The organism is Streptomyces griseicoloratus (assembly GCF_014534645.1).
GTDB classification, from domain to species: Bacteria; Actinomycetota; Actinomycetes; order Streptomycetales; family Streptomycetaceae; genus Streptomyces; species Streptomyces griseicoloratus.
In genome coordinates, this window is the sequence record NZ_JACVQF010000235.1 from 32,843 (window position 1) to 47,376 (window position 14,534).

16 protein-coding genes are annotated in these 14,534 nt (G+C 71.3%); 10 read left to right on the forward strand and 6 right to left on the reverse strand.

What is annotated here, in order from left to right; translation table 11 throughout:
- Positions 1-82: 82 nt before the first annotated feature.
- Together H0H10_RS35925 and H0H10_RS35930 are read left to right on the forward strand one after the other, a co-directional pair.
- Positions 83-979, forward strand: a complete 897-nt coding sequence (locus tag H0H10_RS35925) for a universal stress protein (protein ID WP_188185390.1) — start codon at positions 83-85, stop codon at positions 977-979.
- A 104-nt stretch (positions 980-1,083) separates the two neighbouring features.
- Complete coding sequence (locus H0H10_RS35930; RefSeq protein ID WP_188185391.1) at positions 1,084-1,827, forward strand: SOS response-associated peptidase; 744 nt, start codon at positions 1,084-1,086, stop codon at positions 1,825-1,827.
- Positions 1,828-1,872: 45 nt separating this feature from the next.
- Here the strand turns inward: H0H10_RS35930 and H0H10_RS35935 are convergent, their stop codons facing one another.
- Both H0H10_RS35935 and H0H10_RS35940 read right to left on the reverse strand, forming a co-directional pair.
- Positions 1,873-2,907, reverse strand: a complete 1,035-nt coding sequence (locus H0H10_RS35935; protein WP_188185392.1) for an NADP-dependent oxidoreductase — start codon at positions 2,905-2,907, stop codon at positions 1,873-1,875.
- A gap of 4 nt (positions 2,908-2,911) precedes the next feature.
- On the reverse strand, positions 2,912-3,322 hold the full coding sequence (locus H0H10_RS35940; protein WP_188185393.1) for a MarR family winged helix-turn-helix transcriptional regulator: 411 nt from the start codon (positions 3,320-3,322) through the stop codon (positions 2,912-2,914).
- Between the two features lie 140 nt (positions 3,323-3,462).
- Between H0H10_RS35940 and H0H10_RS35945 the strand changes: the two genes are divergently transcribed.
- The 5 genes from H0H10_RS35945 to H0H10_RS35965 all read left to right on the forward strand — a co-directional run bounded on the left by H0H10_RS35945 (position 3,463) and on the right by H0H10_RS35965 (position 8,096).
- Positions 3,463-4,005 carry a DinB family protein gene (locus H0H10_RS35945; RefSeq protein ID WP_188185394.1) on the forward strand — a complete coding sequence of 181 codons (543 nt, stop codon included), beginning with the start codon at positions 3,463-3,465 and terminating at the stop codon, positions 4,003-4,005.
- A 57-nt stretch (positions 4,006-4,062) separates the two neighbouring features.
- Complete coding sequence (locus H0H10_RS35950) at positions 4,063-4,338, forward strand: hypothetical protein (RefSeq protein ID WP_188185395.1); 276 nt, start codon at positions 4,063-4,065, stop codon at positions 4,336-4,338.
- Between the two features lie 206 nt (positions 4,339-4,544).
- Positions 4,545-5,078: a P-loop NTPase family protein gene (locus H0H10_RS35955; protein WP_188185396.1), complete on the forward strand. Its 534-nt coding sequence runs from the start codon at positions 4,545-4,547 to the stop codon at positions 5,076-5,078.
- 10 nt (positions 5,079-5,088) lie between these two features.
- Positions 5,089-5,388, forward strand: a complete 300-nt coding sequence (locus tag H0H10_RS35960; protein ID WP_188185397.1) for a hypothetical protein — start codon at positions 5,089-5,091, stop codon at positions 5,386-5,388.
- Positions 5,389-5,558: 170 nt separating this feature from the next.
- On the forward strand, positions 5,559-8,096 hold the full coding sequence (locus H0H10_RS35965) for an ATP-dependent Clp protease ATP-binding subunit (protein WP_188185398.1): 2,538 nt from the start codon (positions 5,559-5,561) through the stop codon (positions 8,094-8,096).
- A gap of 47 nt (positions 8,097-8,143) precedes the next feature.
- Here the strand turns inward: H0H10_RS35965 and H0H10_RS35970 are convergent, their stop codons facing one another.
- Complete coding sequence (locus H0H10_RS35970) at positions 8,144-8,626, reverse strand: GreA/GreB family elongation factor (RefSeq protein ID WP_188185399.1); 483 nt, start codon at positions 8,624-8,626, stop codon at positions 8,144-8,146.
- A gap of 260 nt (positions 8,627-8,886) precedes the next feature.
- Between H0H10_RS35970 and H0H10_RS35975 the strand changes: the two genes are divergently transcribed.
- Positions 8,887-10,311, forward strand: coding sequence for a cytochrome ubiquinol oxidase subunit I (locus tag H0H10_RS35975; protein ID WP_373566959.1), 1,425 nt, complete (start codon positions 8,887-8,889; stop codon positions 10,309-10,311).
- Between the two features lie 83 nt (positions 10,312-10,394).
- Positions 10,395-11,429 carry a cytochrome d ubiquinol oxidase subunit II gene (locus H0H10_RS35980; protein WP_309141972.1) on the forward strand — a complete coding sequence of 345 codons (1,035 nt, stop codon included), beginning with the start codon at positions 10,395-10,397 and terminating at the stop codon, positions 11,427-11,429.
- Positions 11,430-11,636: 207 nt separating this feature from the next.
- Here H0H10_RS35980 and H0H10_RS35985 read toward each other — a convergent pair whose 3' ends face one another.
- Positions 11,637-12,179, reverse strand: a complete 543-nt coding sequence (locus H0H10_RS35985) for a DUF488 domain-containing protein (protein WP_188185400.1) — start codon at positions 12,177-12,179, stop codon at positions 11,637-11,639.
- A gap of 114 nt (positions 12,180-12,293) precedes the next feature.
- Entirely contained in the window at positions 12,294-13,343 is a 1,050-nt protein-coding gene (locus H0H10_RS35990) for an LLM class flavin-dependent oxidoreductase (protein WP_188185401.1), read from the reverse strand.
- 206 nt (positions 13,344-13,549) lie between these two features.
- On the opposite strand from H0H10_RS35990, the gene H0H10_RS35995 reads away from it, so the two are divergent.
- Entirely contained in the window at positions 13,550-14,035 is a 486-nt protein-coding gene (locus H0H10_RS35995) for a hypothetical protein (RefSeq protein ID WP_188185402.1), read from the forward strand.
- 18 nt (positions 14,036-14,053) lie between these two features.
- Here the strand turns inward: H0H10_RS35995 and H0H10_RS36000 are convergent, their stop codons facing one another.
- Positions 14,054-14,497, reverse strand: a complete 444-nt coding sequence (locus H0H10_RS36000; RefSeq protein WP_188185403.1) for a GNAT family N-acetyltransferase — start codon at positions 14,495-14,497, stop codon at positions 14,054-14,056.
- Positions 14,498-14,534 lie beyond the last annotated feature (37 nt).

Sequence of the window (14,534 nt, forward strand, 5' to 3'; positions counted from 1 at the left end):
ACGTATCGCGAAGGGGGCAGGGTGGTGCGACGGTGGTGACAGGGGGTTGGAGCAATGGCCGGGCAGGAAGGCGGTACCGGCCATGGAACTACCGCTGGTCGTGGGTGTCGACGGATCGGAACCCAGCCTGCATGCCGTGGACTGGGCGGTGGACGAGGCGGCGCGCCGTGGGCTGCCCCTCCGGCTCGTCCACGCTTCCTTGTGGGAGCGCTACGAGGGAAGCCGTCCCTCCCTGGATACCGACACTTCGGCCGACGAAGCCATCATCCAGCGCATCGCCGCGTCCTGCGCGGAACGTGCCCGGCGGTGCAACCCGGAGGTGAAGGTCTCGAGCGACGTACTGCCGGAGGATGCCGTGTCGGCGCTGCTGCGGGCGGCGCATGCGTCCTTCGCCCTGGTCACGGGCTCCCGCGGCCGTGGCGAGATCGCCGGGTTGCTGCTGGGGTCGGTCAGCCTCACGGTGGCCGCTCGGGCCGTGTGCCCGGTCATCGTGGTCCGCGGCGGCGAGCGGAACCGGCAGGGCTCCTTCGGCCGGGTGGTGGTCGGCGTCGGCGACCCCACGCAGGGCTCGGCCGCTGTGCGGTACGCCTTCGACGAGGCCGAGGCGCGCGGCTGCGCCCTGCACGCCGTACGAGCCTGGTGCCACGCCGCCCACAAGGAGACGGACCACCCCCTGGTCGCGGACCACACCGCCGGTGCCCACGAGGAACGGGCCTCCGCCCTCCTCACCGACGCACTGCGCGACGCCGTACGGGATCACCCACAGGTCGATGCGCACCGCCACGTTGTCGAAGGCCCCGCACACAAGGTCCTCCTGGAAGCCTCGGCCGACGCCGACCTGGTCGTCGTGGGGTCGCTGAGGCGGCACGCTCACTTCGGCAGGCAACTCGGCAGGGTCGCCCACGTGCTGCTGCACCACGCGGAGTGCCCGGTGGCCGTCGTTCCGCAGCGGGGTCCGAACCGGGCGCAGGAGGACTGACCGGCACGCTCCCGCCGCGATCCGGTGGACCCGCGGTCGCCGCCCCACCACGGTGGCTCGGACACAGGATCTGGCGTTTGCGCAGGTCGGAGAGGTGGTTTGAGATGTGCGGTCGATATGTCTCCGCGCGGAGCCCCGAGGACATGGTCCAGCTCTTCCACGTCACCGACTGGCGTGCCGAGGAGGCACTCGCGCCCAACTGGAATGTCGCGCCGACCGACGACGTGTGGGCCGTCCTCGAACGCGCCCCGCGCGGCAGCGACGAGGCCGCCTCGGTGGAACGGGAGTTGCGGCCGTTGCGCTGGGGCCTGGTGCCGTCGTGGGCCAGGGACGTGAAGATCGGCGCCCGGCTGATCAACGCGAGGGTCGAGACCGTCCACGAGAAGCCGGCCTTCCGCCGCGCGTTCACCCGGCGCCGCTGCCTGCTGCCCGCCGACGGCTTCTACGAGTGGCAGCGGATCAAGACCGGAGACAAGGGCAAGACCCGCAAGCAGCCCTACTTCATCCACCCCGAGGACGACCAGGTGATGGCGCTCGCCGGCCTGTACGAGTACTGGCGCGACCCCGAGGTCGAACGGGACGACGACCCCGCCGCCTGGCTGATGACGTGCACCATCCTCACCACCGAGGCCACCGACGCGGCCGGTCGCGTCCACCCCCGCATGCCACTCGCCCTCACCCCGGACCACTACGACGCCTGGCTCGACCCTCACCACCGGGACCCGGACGACCTGCGCGCGCTGCTCGGCCGGCCCGCCGACGGCCGTCTCGACGCCCGGCCCGTCTCCCCGGCCGTCAACAACGTCCGCAACAACGCCCCACAGCTCCTGGAGGAGGTCGCCCCGTAGATCGCGTGGTGCCCGTCCCGGCAGCCGCTCCCCGGGGGCGGAGCCCTACGGGGCCGTCGGGGCGGCCTGGACCCGGACGAGCTGTTTGCCCAGATTCCGCCCGTGGAACAAGCCGGCGAGCGCCGAAGGCGCCTGTTCTAGCCCTTCGGCGACGCTCTCCTCCAGGACGATGTCGCCGCTCGCCGACCAAGCGGCGAGCCGGCCGAGGGCTTCGGGGAACCGGTCGACGTGGTCCAGGAAGACGAAGCCTTCCATGCGCGCTCGGCGCAGCCCGATCTGGAGATGGTTGCGCGGGCCGCGGGCGGGGTCGTCGCCGTCGTAGCCCGAGGAGATCCCGCCGCAGACGACGATCCGGGCGCGCAGGGCGAGGTTGGCGAGAGCGGCCTCCAGGAGGACGCCGCCGACGTTGTCGAAGTAGACGTCGATGCCGTCGGGGGCGAGTCGGGCCAGTTCGGCGGCGACGTCCGCGGAGGTGTGGTCGATACAGGCGTCCATGCCGGCCACCTCCACCGCCCACCGGCACTTGCGTTCGCCGCCGGCGATGCCGATCACGCGGCTGCCCAGAGCCCGGGCGATCTGTGCGGCGACCGAGCCGGTGGCACCGGCGGCCGCGGACACGACGACGGTGTCACCGGCCTCGGGCCGGCCCACGTCGACCATCCCGAAATACGCGGTCAGCCCGGTCGTACCGAAGAGACCGAGCATCATGCGCGGCTCGATGCCGGGAGGGACCGGGTTGACGCCGAAGAGGCCGCCGCCGGTGCCGACGGCGTAGTCCTGCCACCCGAGCTCCCCGTAGACCCAGGTGCCGGCCGGGAGCGACGGATCGTCCGACTCGACGACCTCGCCGACACCGGCGCCGCGGATCACCTCACCCAGGGCTATCGGGGAACGGTAGTTGGGGCCGGCGTTGAGCCACCCGCGTTGGGTCGGGTCGATGCCGAGCCAGTGCACTCGCACCAGCACCTCCTTCGCGCCGGGAGCGGGCCGCGGGGAGGTCCGCAGTTCGAAGCAGTCCCGCGTCAGCTCGCCCCGGGGCCTGCGGGCCAGGACCCACTGCCGGTTCGTGTCGACGGTCATGGCGTCACACCACCCTGGTGAGTCGGTCGAGCAGGCCGGCGAGTGCTTCCCGGTCGGAGGCGCCGAGCGCCCGGGAGAGGAGTTCGGTGGCTTTGTCGGCGGCGACGGCCCGGGCCTCCTCGGCGCGAGCCTGCCCGGCCTCGGTCAGGGTGACCAGCGCACGCCGCGCGTCGCGCGGATCCGGGCTACGGGTGACGTACCGCTGTTTCTCCAGCGGCGCCAGCAGGCGGGCCACACCCGAAGGGGTCAGGCCGAGCAGGTCCACGAGATCGATGCGCCGCAGCTGCCGGCCCGGCGCCTCGGCGAGATGGTGGAGCACGGCGAACTCGCGGAACGACAGACCGTGGACCTCCAGCCGGCGGCGCATACCGCTCGCGGCGCGGGCCAGCGCGAGAGCGAGGCCGAGGTCGTCCATGGGATTCCTTCGATCGGTGAAAAATCGATGACTACTCAACGATATGTGTGATGTTCTGTGGGGGCAAACGCCGAACACGAGGACCGGCCGGACCCGGCGCTCCGTGCCGCAGGACACTCCGACGATCGTCTGGACACAGGATGACCACACCCCGTACCGACCTTCTGATCCGTCAGCTCGACACCACCTGGGCCTTGTTCGAGTACCACGCCGACGGCCTGGACGACGCCGTGTGCCTCTGGGCGCCGGACCCGTACCACTGGACGGTGCGGCCGGACGCGCAGGGGCGATGGGTCGCCGACTTCCAGGTGCCCGAGCCCGACCCCGTGCCGGCGCTCACCATCGGATGGATCACCTGGCACGTCGGTTACTGGTGGACCACCACGCTCGGCCACTGCTTCGGGAGCGAGGAGCCGCCGGAGCGCGAGGAGATCGTCTGGCCGGGCACCGCCGAAGGCGCCGTGGAATGGCTGCGCGGGCTGCATCAGCAGTGGCGGCGGAGGCTCCACGACCTCGACGACACCGACCTCGACTCCACGGACAGGACCGCCACCCTGCCCTGGGGTCAGGGCATGTCGCTGGCGGACGTGGCGGGCTGGGTCAATGTGGAACTGACCAAGAACGTCGCGGAGATCGGGCTCCTGCGCATCCTGCACGGAGCGCGGAACTCCCACCGCCGGTAGCGGCGGTCGGCCGTCACCGGACCCGCGTTGTCAGTGGCGGCTGGGAGGCTGGCGGGCATGGACAGGGACGAGGAGCTGCTGCGCGGCCGGGTCTACGGCGCGGACCACGACGACCCCCACCCCGGGCCCCGGCCGGGACACGTCTATGCCGAACTGGTGGGCGGCCCGCTGGACGGCCTCCTGCTCGACATCACCGGCTGGACACGGGACGAGACGGACGCCGGAGTCGCCCTCCGGACGGAGCTCGGGCGGTTCGGCGCGGGCGGACGCGCCGTGTACGAGCCGCGCCCCGGCGACCCGCGCCGATTCGACTGGTCCGGCGACAGCCCCTGACCGCCGCCACGGCCCCCGCGCCCGCGACCGGCACGCTCACCCGCCCCATGCCGCCGCGCACGCCCGCCGTCACCACGTGCCCGCCCCATGCTGCCGCACACGCCCGCCGTCACCACGGTCCCCGCCCTCATGCTGCCGCGCGCCCCGTACGCGGCCCGGCGGGCATGCCGCAGGCGGCGGTGGGCGCCGGTAAGGTGCCGCGGGTGATGGTGGGCTCCGAACAGACCCGGCTCGTCGTGCTGCGCGGCAACAGCGCCTCGGGCAAGTCGTCCGTCGCGGCCGGCATCCGCGACCGGTTCGGCCGCGGCCTGGCCCTGGTCGCCCAGGACAACCTCCGGCGCATCGTGCTGCGTGAGCGGGACCGGCCGGGTGCGGCGAACATCGGTCTCATCGACCTGACCGCCCGCTACGCCCTGGACGCCGGCTACCACGTCGTGGTGGAGGGCATCCTGTACGCCGACCGCTACGGCGACATGCTCGCCCGGCTGCGCGCCGACCACCGTGGCCCCACCCACGGCTACTACCTGGACGTGCCGTTCGCGCAGACCCTCGCCCGGCACGCGACCAAGCCGATCGCCGACGCCGTCGGCGAGACACAGCTGCGGGACTGGTACCGGCCGCTGGACCTGCTGCCCGGCGGCGTCGAGACGGTCATCGGTGCCGACAGCACCCTCACGGCGACCGTCGACCGCATCATGCTCGACACCGGACTGGCCGGCCTGCCGGCCCTGGACCGATGACCACGGTGCCGTGGGTCATCCCCTCGGCGCCGCCCCGGCCGCCTCCGCGGCGGGCAACGCCGCCCGCAGCCAATCGGTGAAGACGGTACGTGCGCGGGCGGTGTCGGAACGGCTCCCGCGGCGTGGCCGGCTCGCCCGCACCGGCGACAGCTTCGCCCTGCGCGGTGCCGCCGCAGCCGGGCAGCTGAGGCTGACCGTGCACCAGCTGGACGGCGATCAGGCGGTGAAGCCGGCCGACGATCTGGTCGAAGCCGTCGGCGCCGCTTCCGCCGGCGCACCGTCGCGGGTGCGGTGGTCGCGGGTGCGGTGACGGCGCCGTCGGACCGCCGGCCGCGGGGCGCGCGGTGTGCCGCTCGCGCCGGGCAAGTCGCCCTGTTTTCCGGGGTTCCGGTGTGCTTGTCCGCACGGGTCGCGTTCCGGTTGCGGGGCGGTCGGCATCGCGCTTCGGTTGAAGGAACCGTCGCTGCACCAGGAGCTGTCATGTCGATGTCGTCGTTCGGTTTCGGCTCGTCCGACCCGTTCAGTGAATTGCTGAACCGGTTCTTCGGCATGTCGCCCGCCTCGTCGCCGCCGGCGGTACAGCGCGTACCGATCGGACGGCTGCTGACCGAGTCCTCCCAGGAGCTCCTCAACATGGCCGCGCGGCGGGCGCTGGAGGACGGGACGACCGACCTCGACACCGAGCACCTCCTGTGGGCGGCCACGAAGGTCGAACCCTCGCGCGGGATCCTCGCGCAGGCGGGCATGGATCCCGACGCGCTCGCGTCACAGATCTCGGAGATCCTTCCCCGGGAGTCGGGGGAGCCGTCCGCGCAGCCGGGCCTCACGCCGGCCGCCAAGCGCACCCTCACCGCCGCGTACGCCCGCTCCCAGGCGTCCGGTGTGTCCTACATCGGGCCCGAGCACATCCTCGGCGCGCTCCTCGACAGCGCCGACGCGGGCGCCGCCCGGCTGCTGCGGGCGGAGGGCGAGGACGTGAAGAGGCTGGCGGGCCTCACGGAACAGGCGGCCCGCGGCGAGGGACAGCCGGCCGAGCGCAAGCAGCCCGCGACGACCCTGGACGAGTACGGGCGGGACCTGACGGAGGAGGCGAGGGCCGGGAAGCTCGACCCCGTGGTCGGACGGGCGGAGGAGATCGAGCAGACCGTCGAGATCCTGTCGCGGCGCTCCAAGAACAATCCCGTGCTCATCGGGGAGCCCGGCGTGGGCAAGACCGCGATCGTCGAGGGGCTGGCGCAGCGCATCGTGGCCGGTGAGGTGCCGGGCACCCTGAAGGACAAGCGAGTGGTCGTCCTCGACCTGTCCGGCATGGTGGCGGGCGCCCAGTACCGGGGGCAGTTCGAGGAGCGGCTCAAGAAGGTCATCGAGGACGTCCAGAAGGCCCGCGGGGACATCATCCTCTTCATCGACGAACTGCACACCGTCGTCGGCGCGGGCGCCACGGGCGAGGGCTCGATGGACGCGGGCAACATGCTCAAGCCGGCTCTCGCGCGCGGAGAACTCCACGTGGTGGGCGCGACGACCATCGACGAGTACCGCAAGTACGTCGAGAAGGACGCCGCGCTCGAACGCCGCTTCCAGCCCGTGATGGTTCCGGAGCCGACGGTCGAGGAGACGGTGCAGATCCTGGAGGGACTGCGCGACGCGTACGAGGCCCACCACCAGGTCCGCTTCGCCGACGGTGCCCTGGCGGCCGCGGCGGAACTGTCCGATCGGTACGTCAGCGACCGCTTCCTGCCCGACAAGGCGATCGACGTGATGGACCAGGCGGGCGCACGGGTGCGCCTGCGCAGCGCCGGCCGCTCCACCGAGGTGGTCAGCCGTGAGGACCGCATCGCCAAGCTGCGCCGTGAACAGGACCAGGCCGTCGCCGCCGAGGACTTCGAGAAGGCGGCCCGGCTCAAGCGCGAGATCGCCGAGGCGGAGGGCGAACTCGCCGGGATCGAGGAACGGCGCGAGGGCGTCGTCTCCGTCACCGCCGCCGACATCGCGGATGTGATCTCCCGCCGTACGGGGATCCCGGTCTCCCAGCTCACGGCCAGTGAGAAGGAGCGGCTGCTCAAGCTGGAGGAGGAGATGCACGCCCGGATCGTCGGCCAGAACGAGGCGGTCACGGCCGTCTCACGGGCCGTGCGCCGCAACCGGGCCGGCATGGGGGACCCGAACCGCCCCGTGGGCTCCTTCCTCTTCCTCGGGCCCACCGGCGTGGGCAAGACGGAACTGGCCAAGACCCTCGCCGAGCTGCTGTTCGGCGAGGAGGACCGCATGATCCGCTTCGACATGAGCGAGTTCCAGGAGAAGCACACGGTCGCCCGGCTCGTCGGAGCCCCTCCCGGCTACGTCGGGTACGAGGAAGCGGGCCAGCTCACCGAGAGGGTGCGCAGGCAGCCCTACAGCGTGGTCCTGTTCGACGAGGTGGAGAAGGCGCACCCCGACGTCTTCAACACGCTGCTGCAGATCCTCGACGACGGTCGCCTCACCGATGGCCAGGGCCGCACGGTGGACTTCCGGCACTGTGTCGTCATCATGACGTCCAACATCGGCGCCCACCGCATCCTGGACCACAAGGGTGATGTGTCCGACCTCAAGGACGAGCTGATGGAGGAGTTGCGGGCCCGGTTCCTGCCGGAGTTCCTCAACCGCATCGACGACATCATCATCTTCCACGGCCTCACCGAGACCGATCTGGCGCAGATCGTGGACCACCTGCTCAGTCAGAGCGAGCGGCGAGTGCACGCACAGGGCATGACGCTGAAGGTGACGGAAGCCGCCAAGAAGCTGCTGATCGCCCACGGCCACCAACCGGAGTTCGGCGCCCGCCCGTTGCGGCGCACGATCCAGGCGGAACTCGACAACCGCATCGCCGACATCCTGCTCGGCGGCGAGGCCGGACCCGGTGACACCATCGTCGCCGACGTCCGGGACGACTCCCTGCACTGCACGGTCACCAAAGGCGACACGGGCGGCGGTGCGCCGAAGGCCGCGACCGGCGTGTCGACCCCCGGCGAGCAGTCCTGACCCGGCAGACGCGCCCGGGGTCGGGCGCCCTCGTCCGGCTGTGGATCTCACTCCTGTCCGCCGGACGGCTGCCGGCCCAGGGACACCACCACCGCGGACGTCTGCCCCTCGGGAGTGTCATAGCTCACCGAGTCGCCGGCGCGGTGGCCGAGGAGCGCGCGGCCGAGGGGACTGTCGGACGTGACCGACGTCCGGTCCGACTCCACCGCCGTCTCGTCGATCTGCACGGTCTCCACCGCTCCGTCGGCGAAGCGCAGGGTCACCGTGCTGCCCACACCGACCATGTCGGTGGGAGGCGGGCCCGCCGAGGCCGCTCGACGGAGCCGAGTGGTGATCTGCGCGATACGGGCGTCCAGACGCGCGAGGGCGTCGGCCCGCTGCAACTCGTCCGCCTCGTCGGCTCGGTCGCCCACCGCGTCGCTGTCTCTCAGGGTCGCCGACACCGACGCGCGCTCGTCGCACAGGTCGGCGAGCTCCCGCTCCAGGGCCTGACGGGCGGTTTCGCTGATCGGCGCTGATTCGCTGGACATGGCGGGTCCTCCGAGTTCGGAATGCGAGAGCACACGGATACAAAGTTGCGCAAAACACCCAATATCCAGCATCGTAACCGAGGGGCGCCATCGTCCCCCGGCACGGAGGGCACCCGGCGGCGCGCGCCGTGCGTGGCGTTGCGCCACCTGCCCCTCCTCATGGCGGTACGGTCATCTGCGGCGAATCTGACCAAAAGGCACCGTTCGCCGGCCATTCGCAGGGCCGTGCTTCTGCCACGTACCGCTCCGGGGAGTCACTCGTGCCCGTGCTCGACCGCCTGGCCTCCGGCGCCCAGTCGCTCGCCGCGGCGGCGGCCGGCGGCGTGTCCGAAGGCGACCTGGCCGCGGCCCGCGCACAGATGGGTTTCTCCCTGGCCTGGCACATCGTCGTGGCCTGTCTCGGTGTGGGTCTGCCCGCCCTCACGCTGATCGCCGAGTGGTACGGCATCCGTACGGGTGATCCCGCGCACCGCCTGCTGGCACGCCGGTGGGCCCGTGGCATGGGCGTCCTGTTCGCGGTGGGTGCCGTCTCCGGAACCATCCTCAGCTTCGAGATGGGGCTGCTGTGGCCGGGGCTGATGGGCACGTACGGGCAGGTCATCGGGCTGCCCTTCGCGCTGGAGGGCATCGCGTTCTTCATCGAGGCGATCTTTCTCGGCATCTACCTCTACGCCTGGGACCGGATGACGCCCAAGCGGCACCTGCTCACCGGCCTGCCGATCGTGGTGGCGGGCGTGGCCTCGGCGTTCTTCGTCGTCTGCGCCAACGCGTGGATGAACCAGCCCCGCGGATTCACCCTGCGGGACGGGAGAGTCGTGGACGTGGATCCGTGGGCGGCCATGCTCAACCCGGCGAGCCCGCCCCAGACCGTGCACATGATCCTGGCGGCGTTCATGGTGGCGTCCTTCCTGACCGCCGCGGTCTACGCGGTCGCCATGCTGCGGGGCCGCCGGGACACCTATCACAAGGCCGGGTTCTTCATCCCGTTCACGGTGGGAGCGGTGGTGACACCCTTCCAGATCGTCGTCGGTGACTGGGCCGCACGGTTCCTGGCCGAGTACCAGCCGGCGAAGCTGGCCGCCATGGAAGGCGTCTTCACCACGGGTTCCCACGTGCCCCTGACCCTCGGGGGCATCGCCCGCGACGACGCCCTCCGCTACGGACTGGAGATCCCGAACGGGCTCTCCCTGCTGATCGGATACGACCCCGGCACCGTCGTCCAGGGTCTGGACAAGGTCCCGCGCAGTCAGTGGCCCGCGGTGACAGCGGTGCACTGGGCGTTCGACGTGATGGTGGCCATCGGGTTGTTCCTGCTGCTCATGGCGGCCTGGCTGCTGCTGTGGTGGTGGCGTGGCCGACGCGGGAACCGTGAACTGCTCGATCAGCGCGGATCGCGTCCGTTCCTGTGGCTGGCCGCGATCGCCGGCCCGGCCTCGGTGATCGCGCTGGAGAGCGGCTGGTGCGTCACGGAACTCGGACGGCAGCCGTGGATCGTCTGGGGGATCATGAGCGTGCGGGAAGCCGTCAACCCGGCGCCCGGGCTGATGACCGGCCTGTGGCTGGTGCTGATCGTCTACGCCGCCATGACCGTCGCCACGGTATACGTCCTCCGGCGTCTGGCCACGCACGCGGCCGTGCCGCTCGCGCCGCAGGAAGAGGACGTCGAACGCTACCCCGTCGTGTGACCGTCAGCCCCGCGTCACCCGCCGCCGCCGTCCGGCACGGCCCGATCCGCGTCCCGAATCCCCGGCCACCACTGGAGGTCACCGTGCTCGCAGACACGGCGCTCGCCGTCATGTGGGTGGGTCTCACCTGCTACGCCGTCTTCGGCGGTGCCGACTTCGGCGCCGGCGTGTGGGACCTCCTCGCCGGCGGAACCCGACGAGGACGGCCGCAGCGACAGCTCGTCGAGCACAGCATCGGGCCGGTGTGGGAGGCCAACCACGTCTGGCTGATCTTCGTGATCGTGCTGCTGTGGTCGGCCTTCTCGCCGGTCTTCGCCGCCGTGATGTCCACGCTCTACCTGCCGCTGACCCTCGCGGCCCTCGGCATCATCGCCCGCGGAGCCGCCTTCGCCTTCCGCAAGGCCAGCACGGAACTGTGGCAGCAGCGTCTGTTCGGCGCCTGCTTCGCCCTCTCGTCGCTGATCACTCCGTTCTTCCTCGGCACCGTGGCCGGCGGCGTCGCCTCCGGACGGGTGCCGCCCAAACTCGCCGGGGGCGACGTCCTCACCAGCTGGCTCAACCCCACGTCGGTCCTCGGCGGCGTCCTTGCCGTGCTCACCTGCGCCCACCTCGCCGCGGTGTACCTGTGCGCCGACGCCGCCCGCGAGGGCCGGGCCCCGCTCGCCGCCGCCTTCGCCCGCCGCGGCATCGTCAGCGGCCTGGCGTGCGGTGCCGTCGCGTGCGCCGGCATCGCCGTGCTGCACGCCGATGCGCCGGCCCTCTTCCACGGACTGACCCACCGCGGCCTGCCCCTCGTGGTCCTCAGCGCCGTCGCCGGTCTCGGCGGGCTCGTCCTGCTGCACAGGAGACGCTACGTACTGGCACGGCCCGCCGCGGCGCTGGCCGTCGCCGCGGTCCTGTGGGCCTGGGGCGCGGCGCAGTACCCGGCCATGCTGGTGGGCGGTACGACGGTCGACCAGGCCGCCTCCGACGCGGCGGTCCTCTCCGCGTGCCTGATCGTGCTGGCCGTGGGCGCGGCCCTGCTGGCCCCCTCCCTGTGGCTGCTGTACGCGACCTTCCAGCGGCGCACCCCTGCCACGCCGCCCGACGCACGCCCCCAGCGTCCCGGCTCCCCGTGAGCGACGCCTCGACGCCATTACTCCGATCGCCGCGCCGCCCAGCCCTCGGCTGCGCTCCGGGACCGCGGTGGCCCTCACCCCCAGGACCGCCGTCCCCACCGTCACCGAAAGGTGCCGGTACTGCTCACTTCGCGGTGCACACCTCTGCGCCAACCGCCGCGAGAGGAGTTTCTGATCGCGTGATAAGTGCGGGTTGTCTCGCGGGAATCAGCCGTCGACGTCAGAAGAGGGAGGCGGGTAGATCAGGTGCCCGTTCTCGACCCGCGCGTGCTCGTTCAGCACGGCCGGTTTCGCCGTCGTGGCCGACATGATGTTCACCACCTCCGCGCCGGCCACGATCAACGCGTCGGCGATCAGCCTGCGATGGCAGCGCCACGGCACCGCTTCGCTGCACATGATGGCCGGCCGTTCATGCTCGGCCAGTTCGAGCAGTTCGTTCAGGCCCTCCGCGAATTCCTCGCTCGCCATGTAGTCGGCGTAGTCGCGGAAGGCCCTGACCTGCCAAGCACCGTTGACGCTCGGCACGCCCTCGGGTGTGTGCCGGCGGCCACCCAGCTGGGGGATCCAGCGGTATTCGACATCAGGTGGCAGGGCGTCGATGATCGCCGACTGGTTCCATTGGGGGTACTTCCTCGACGACGGAAACGAGCGGACATCGACCAGGCAGGTGACTTCACAGCCCCGCAGCATCGTCAGTATCTCGTCGAAGTCACGCGTGGAATGCCCGACCGTATGAATGCGGTTCGCCATCCTGCCGCCTCGCTCAGGTCACTCGACCGCGCAATGCGTTGGCCGGCAGCTATTTTCCCATGTGGCCGGTGTGACGACCACATGAGTCAGTCCGGGCAGGCTCCCTGGGGCGGATCAGGCGAACGCGGGCATGATCCGCTCGTGGATGAGGCGGAGCTGGGTGTTCACGTCGGCGACGTCCGGGAGGTCACGGCCGGTGAAGGTCTTCACCAGGGTGCGGTCGGTGATGGCGCAGATCACGTGGTTCACCCCGCTCGGCGCGATCTCGCGGCGGATCTTCTCCAGGCACTCCTCGGGCGTGCCCGCGACGGAGAGGCGTTCGGCGATCTCGGGACTGGTCGACTCGATCCCACGGGCCAGGTCTCCCGCGGCGATGGCCTCGATGACCGGCTTCAGCTCCGCCGGGTCCACCCCGTTGCGGCGCAGTTGTTCCTCGGGCATCGAGGAGGCGTAGATGCCGACCATGCTGCGTGCCGCGTCCTTGGCGGCGGCGGAGTCGGTGCCGGTCGCGAACACGACCCATGCGCCGATGTCCAGCTCCCGCCAGTCCCTGCCCGCCCGTTCGGCGCCGATGCGGATGTGCCGCACGGCGTAGTCGTAGGCCTCGCGGGTGTAGCTCAGGGCGTGGTGGCAGCCGTCGGACAGTTCACCGGCCGCTTCGAAGGACTTCGGGCCGCGCATCGCCCCGAGCTTGAGCGGTACCGGGCTCTGGACCGGCCGGGCGAAGGTGAACAGGCCGTCGTACGAGAAGAACTCGCCGGCGTAGGAGATGTGCCCCTCGTCGAGCAGCGTACGGACCACGTGGAGGGCTTCCTTGACCCGGGACAGGGGCTTGGTGCGGGCCCAGTCGATGCCGTACTGCGCCAGCAGCCCGAAGTTGCCGCTGGACAGCACGCCCTCGGCCCGCCCTCCGGACAGTTCGTCGAGTGTGGCGAGTGCCTGGGCGATCAGCGTCGGCTCTCGCAGCGTCACGGGTGAGACGCTCGGGCCCAGGCGGATCCGGCTGGTCCGGCCGGCCGCCGCGGCGAAGAGGAGCCATAAGTCCTTGTGCCAGGTTTCGTCGGCGGCATAACAGGCGTGGAAACCCAGTTCGTCGGCGAGCCGGATCGAGTCCAGTGACTCCGCCAGGGGGTAGTCGGGGAGCATGGCGTAGCTGAACTTCACAGAACCACCTTCCGGTGAAGGAGACAGCAGCGGTACGCGACGTGTCGTGCTCCGGTGCACCGAGGATGAGGTCTCTTCCGTCGGCTGTCCAGCGACGGGACGTGTCGGTGTCATGGAGACCTGGTGCAGCCGCCGGCCGCCGGCCCGTTGAACCGGCGAGTGCTCTCGTGGATCCTTACGAGGTGGACCAGGAAGCCGGCGCATTCATGTTGAGCCAACTCCAGGACGTGGACCCCGCCGTGTGCACGGACGTCCTGCGCGTCCTGGACTGCATCGTGCGGGAGTTGCCGGCCCATTGGCGGCGCCGCAGAGGAGTGCCTCAGCTCATGGCGTTCCTCGACGGCCCCACGCACGTACGCATGGAGAGGATCACGTTCCGGGAACTGCACCGGTTCGGTCACCTCGACGAGTTCAGCCGCTGGGCCAGTGCCGTTCCGGCGGCGAAGGCCGCGGAACACGGCTGTGCTGCCCTCGTCCACGGGGACCGGATCCACGCGAGGATCTTCCGGATCGGCCCTTTCGGGTCAGCCTGGCACCGTCCGGACGTCCGCGTCGACGTCCGCTTCGGGCACCGGGAACAGCGTCTGATGCCGACCTTCTCGCTTCCCTTCGACGTCAAGGGCCGGCTCTTCCCACGGCTCGTGTTCCGCGAGTGGATTGCCGACAACATCGCCCGTGCCCGGGAGTTCTGACGGCCCGTGCCGTGCCGGTCACGTCCGCGGCCTGCGGACCATGAACACGTCCACCGGGTCCTCCGACTCCACCGTGAATCCGTGCCGGTCGTACAGCCGGCGGGCCGCACTGCCCTGCAGTACGTTCAACCGGACCGGGACGCCGTCGCGGTCGGACCGCTCCAGCAGTCCGCGCAGCACACCCGAACCGATGCCACCGCCCTGCAGCCGCGGAGCCAGGTAGAAGTGCTCCAGCCAGTGGGCGTCGGCGGCCGGCCGCAGCGCCACACATCCGGCGAAGGCGCCGCCCACCTCGATCACCCGCGTGTACGCCGGGGCGAACCCGTCGCGCAGCCGCTGCCGCACCCGCTGCTCGTCGTACCGACCCAGCCGCTCCAGATCCGCCCGCAGCACCACGGCACGCAACTCGGCCACCGCCTCGACGTCCGCCGCCGAAGCCGGCCGAAGCTCCCAGTCCACCATGATCGCCACGCTACCCGGCGAGGGACGCCCGCCGCTC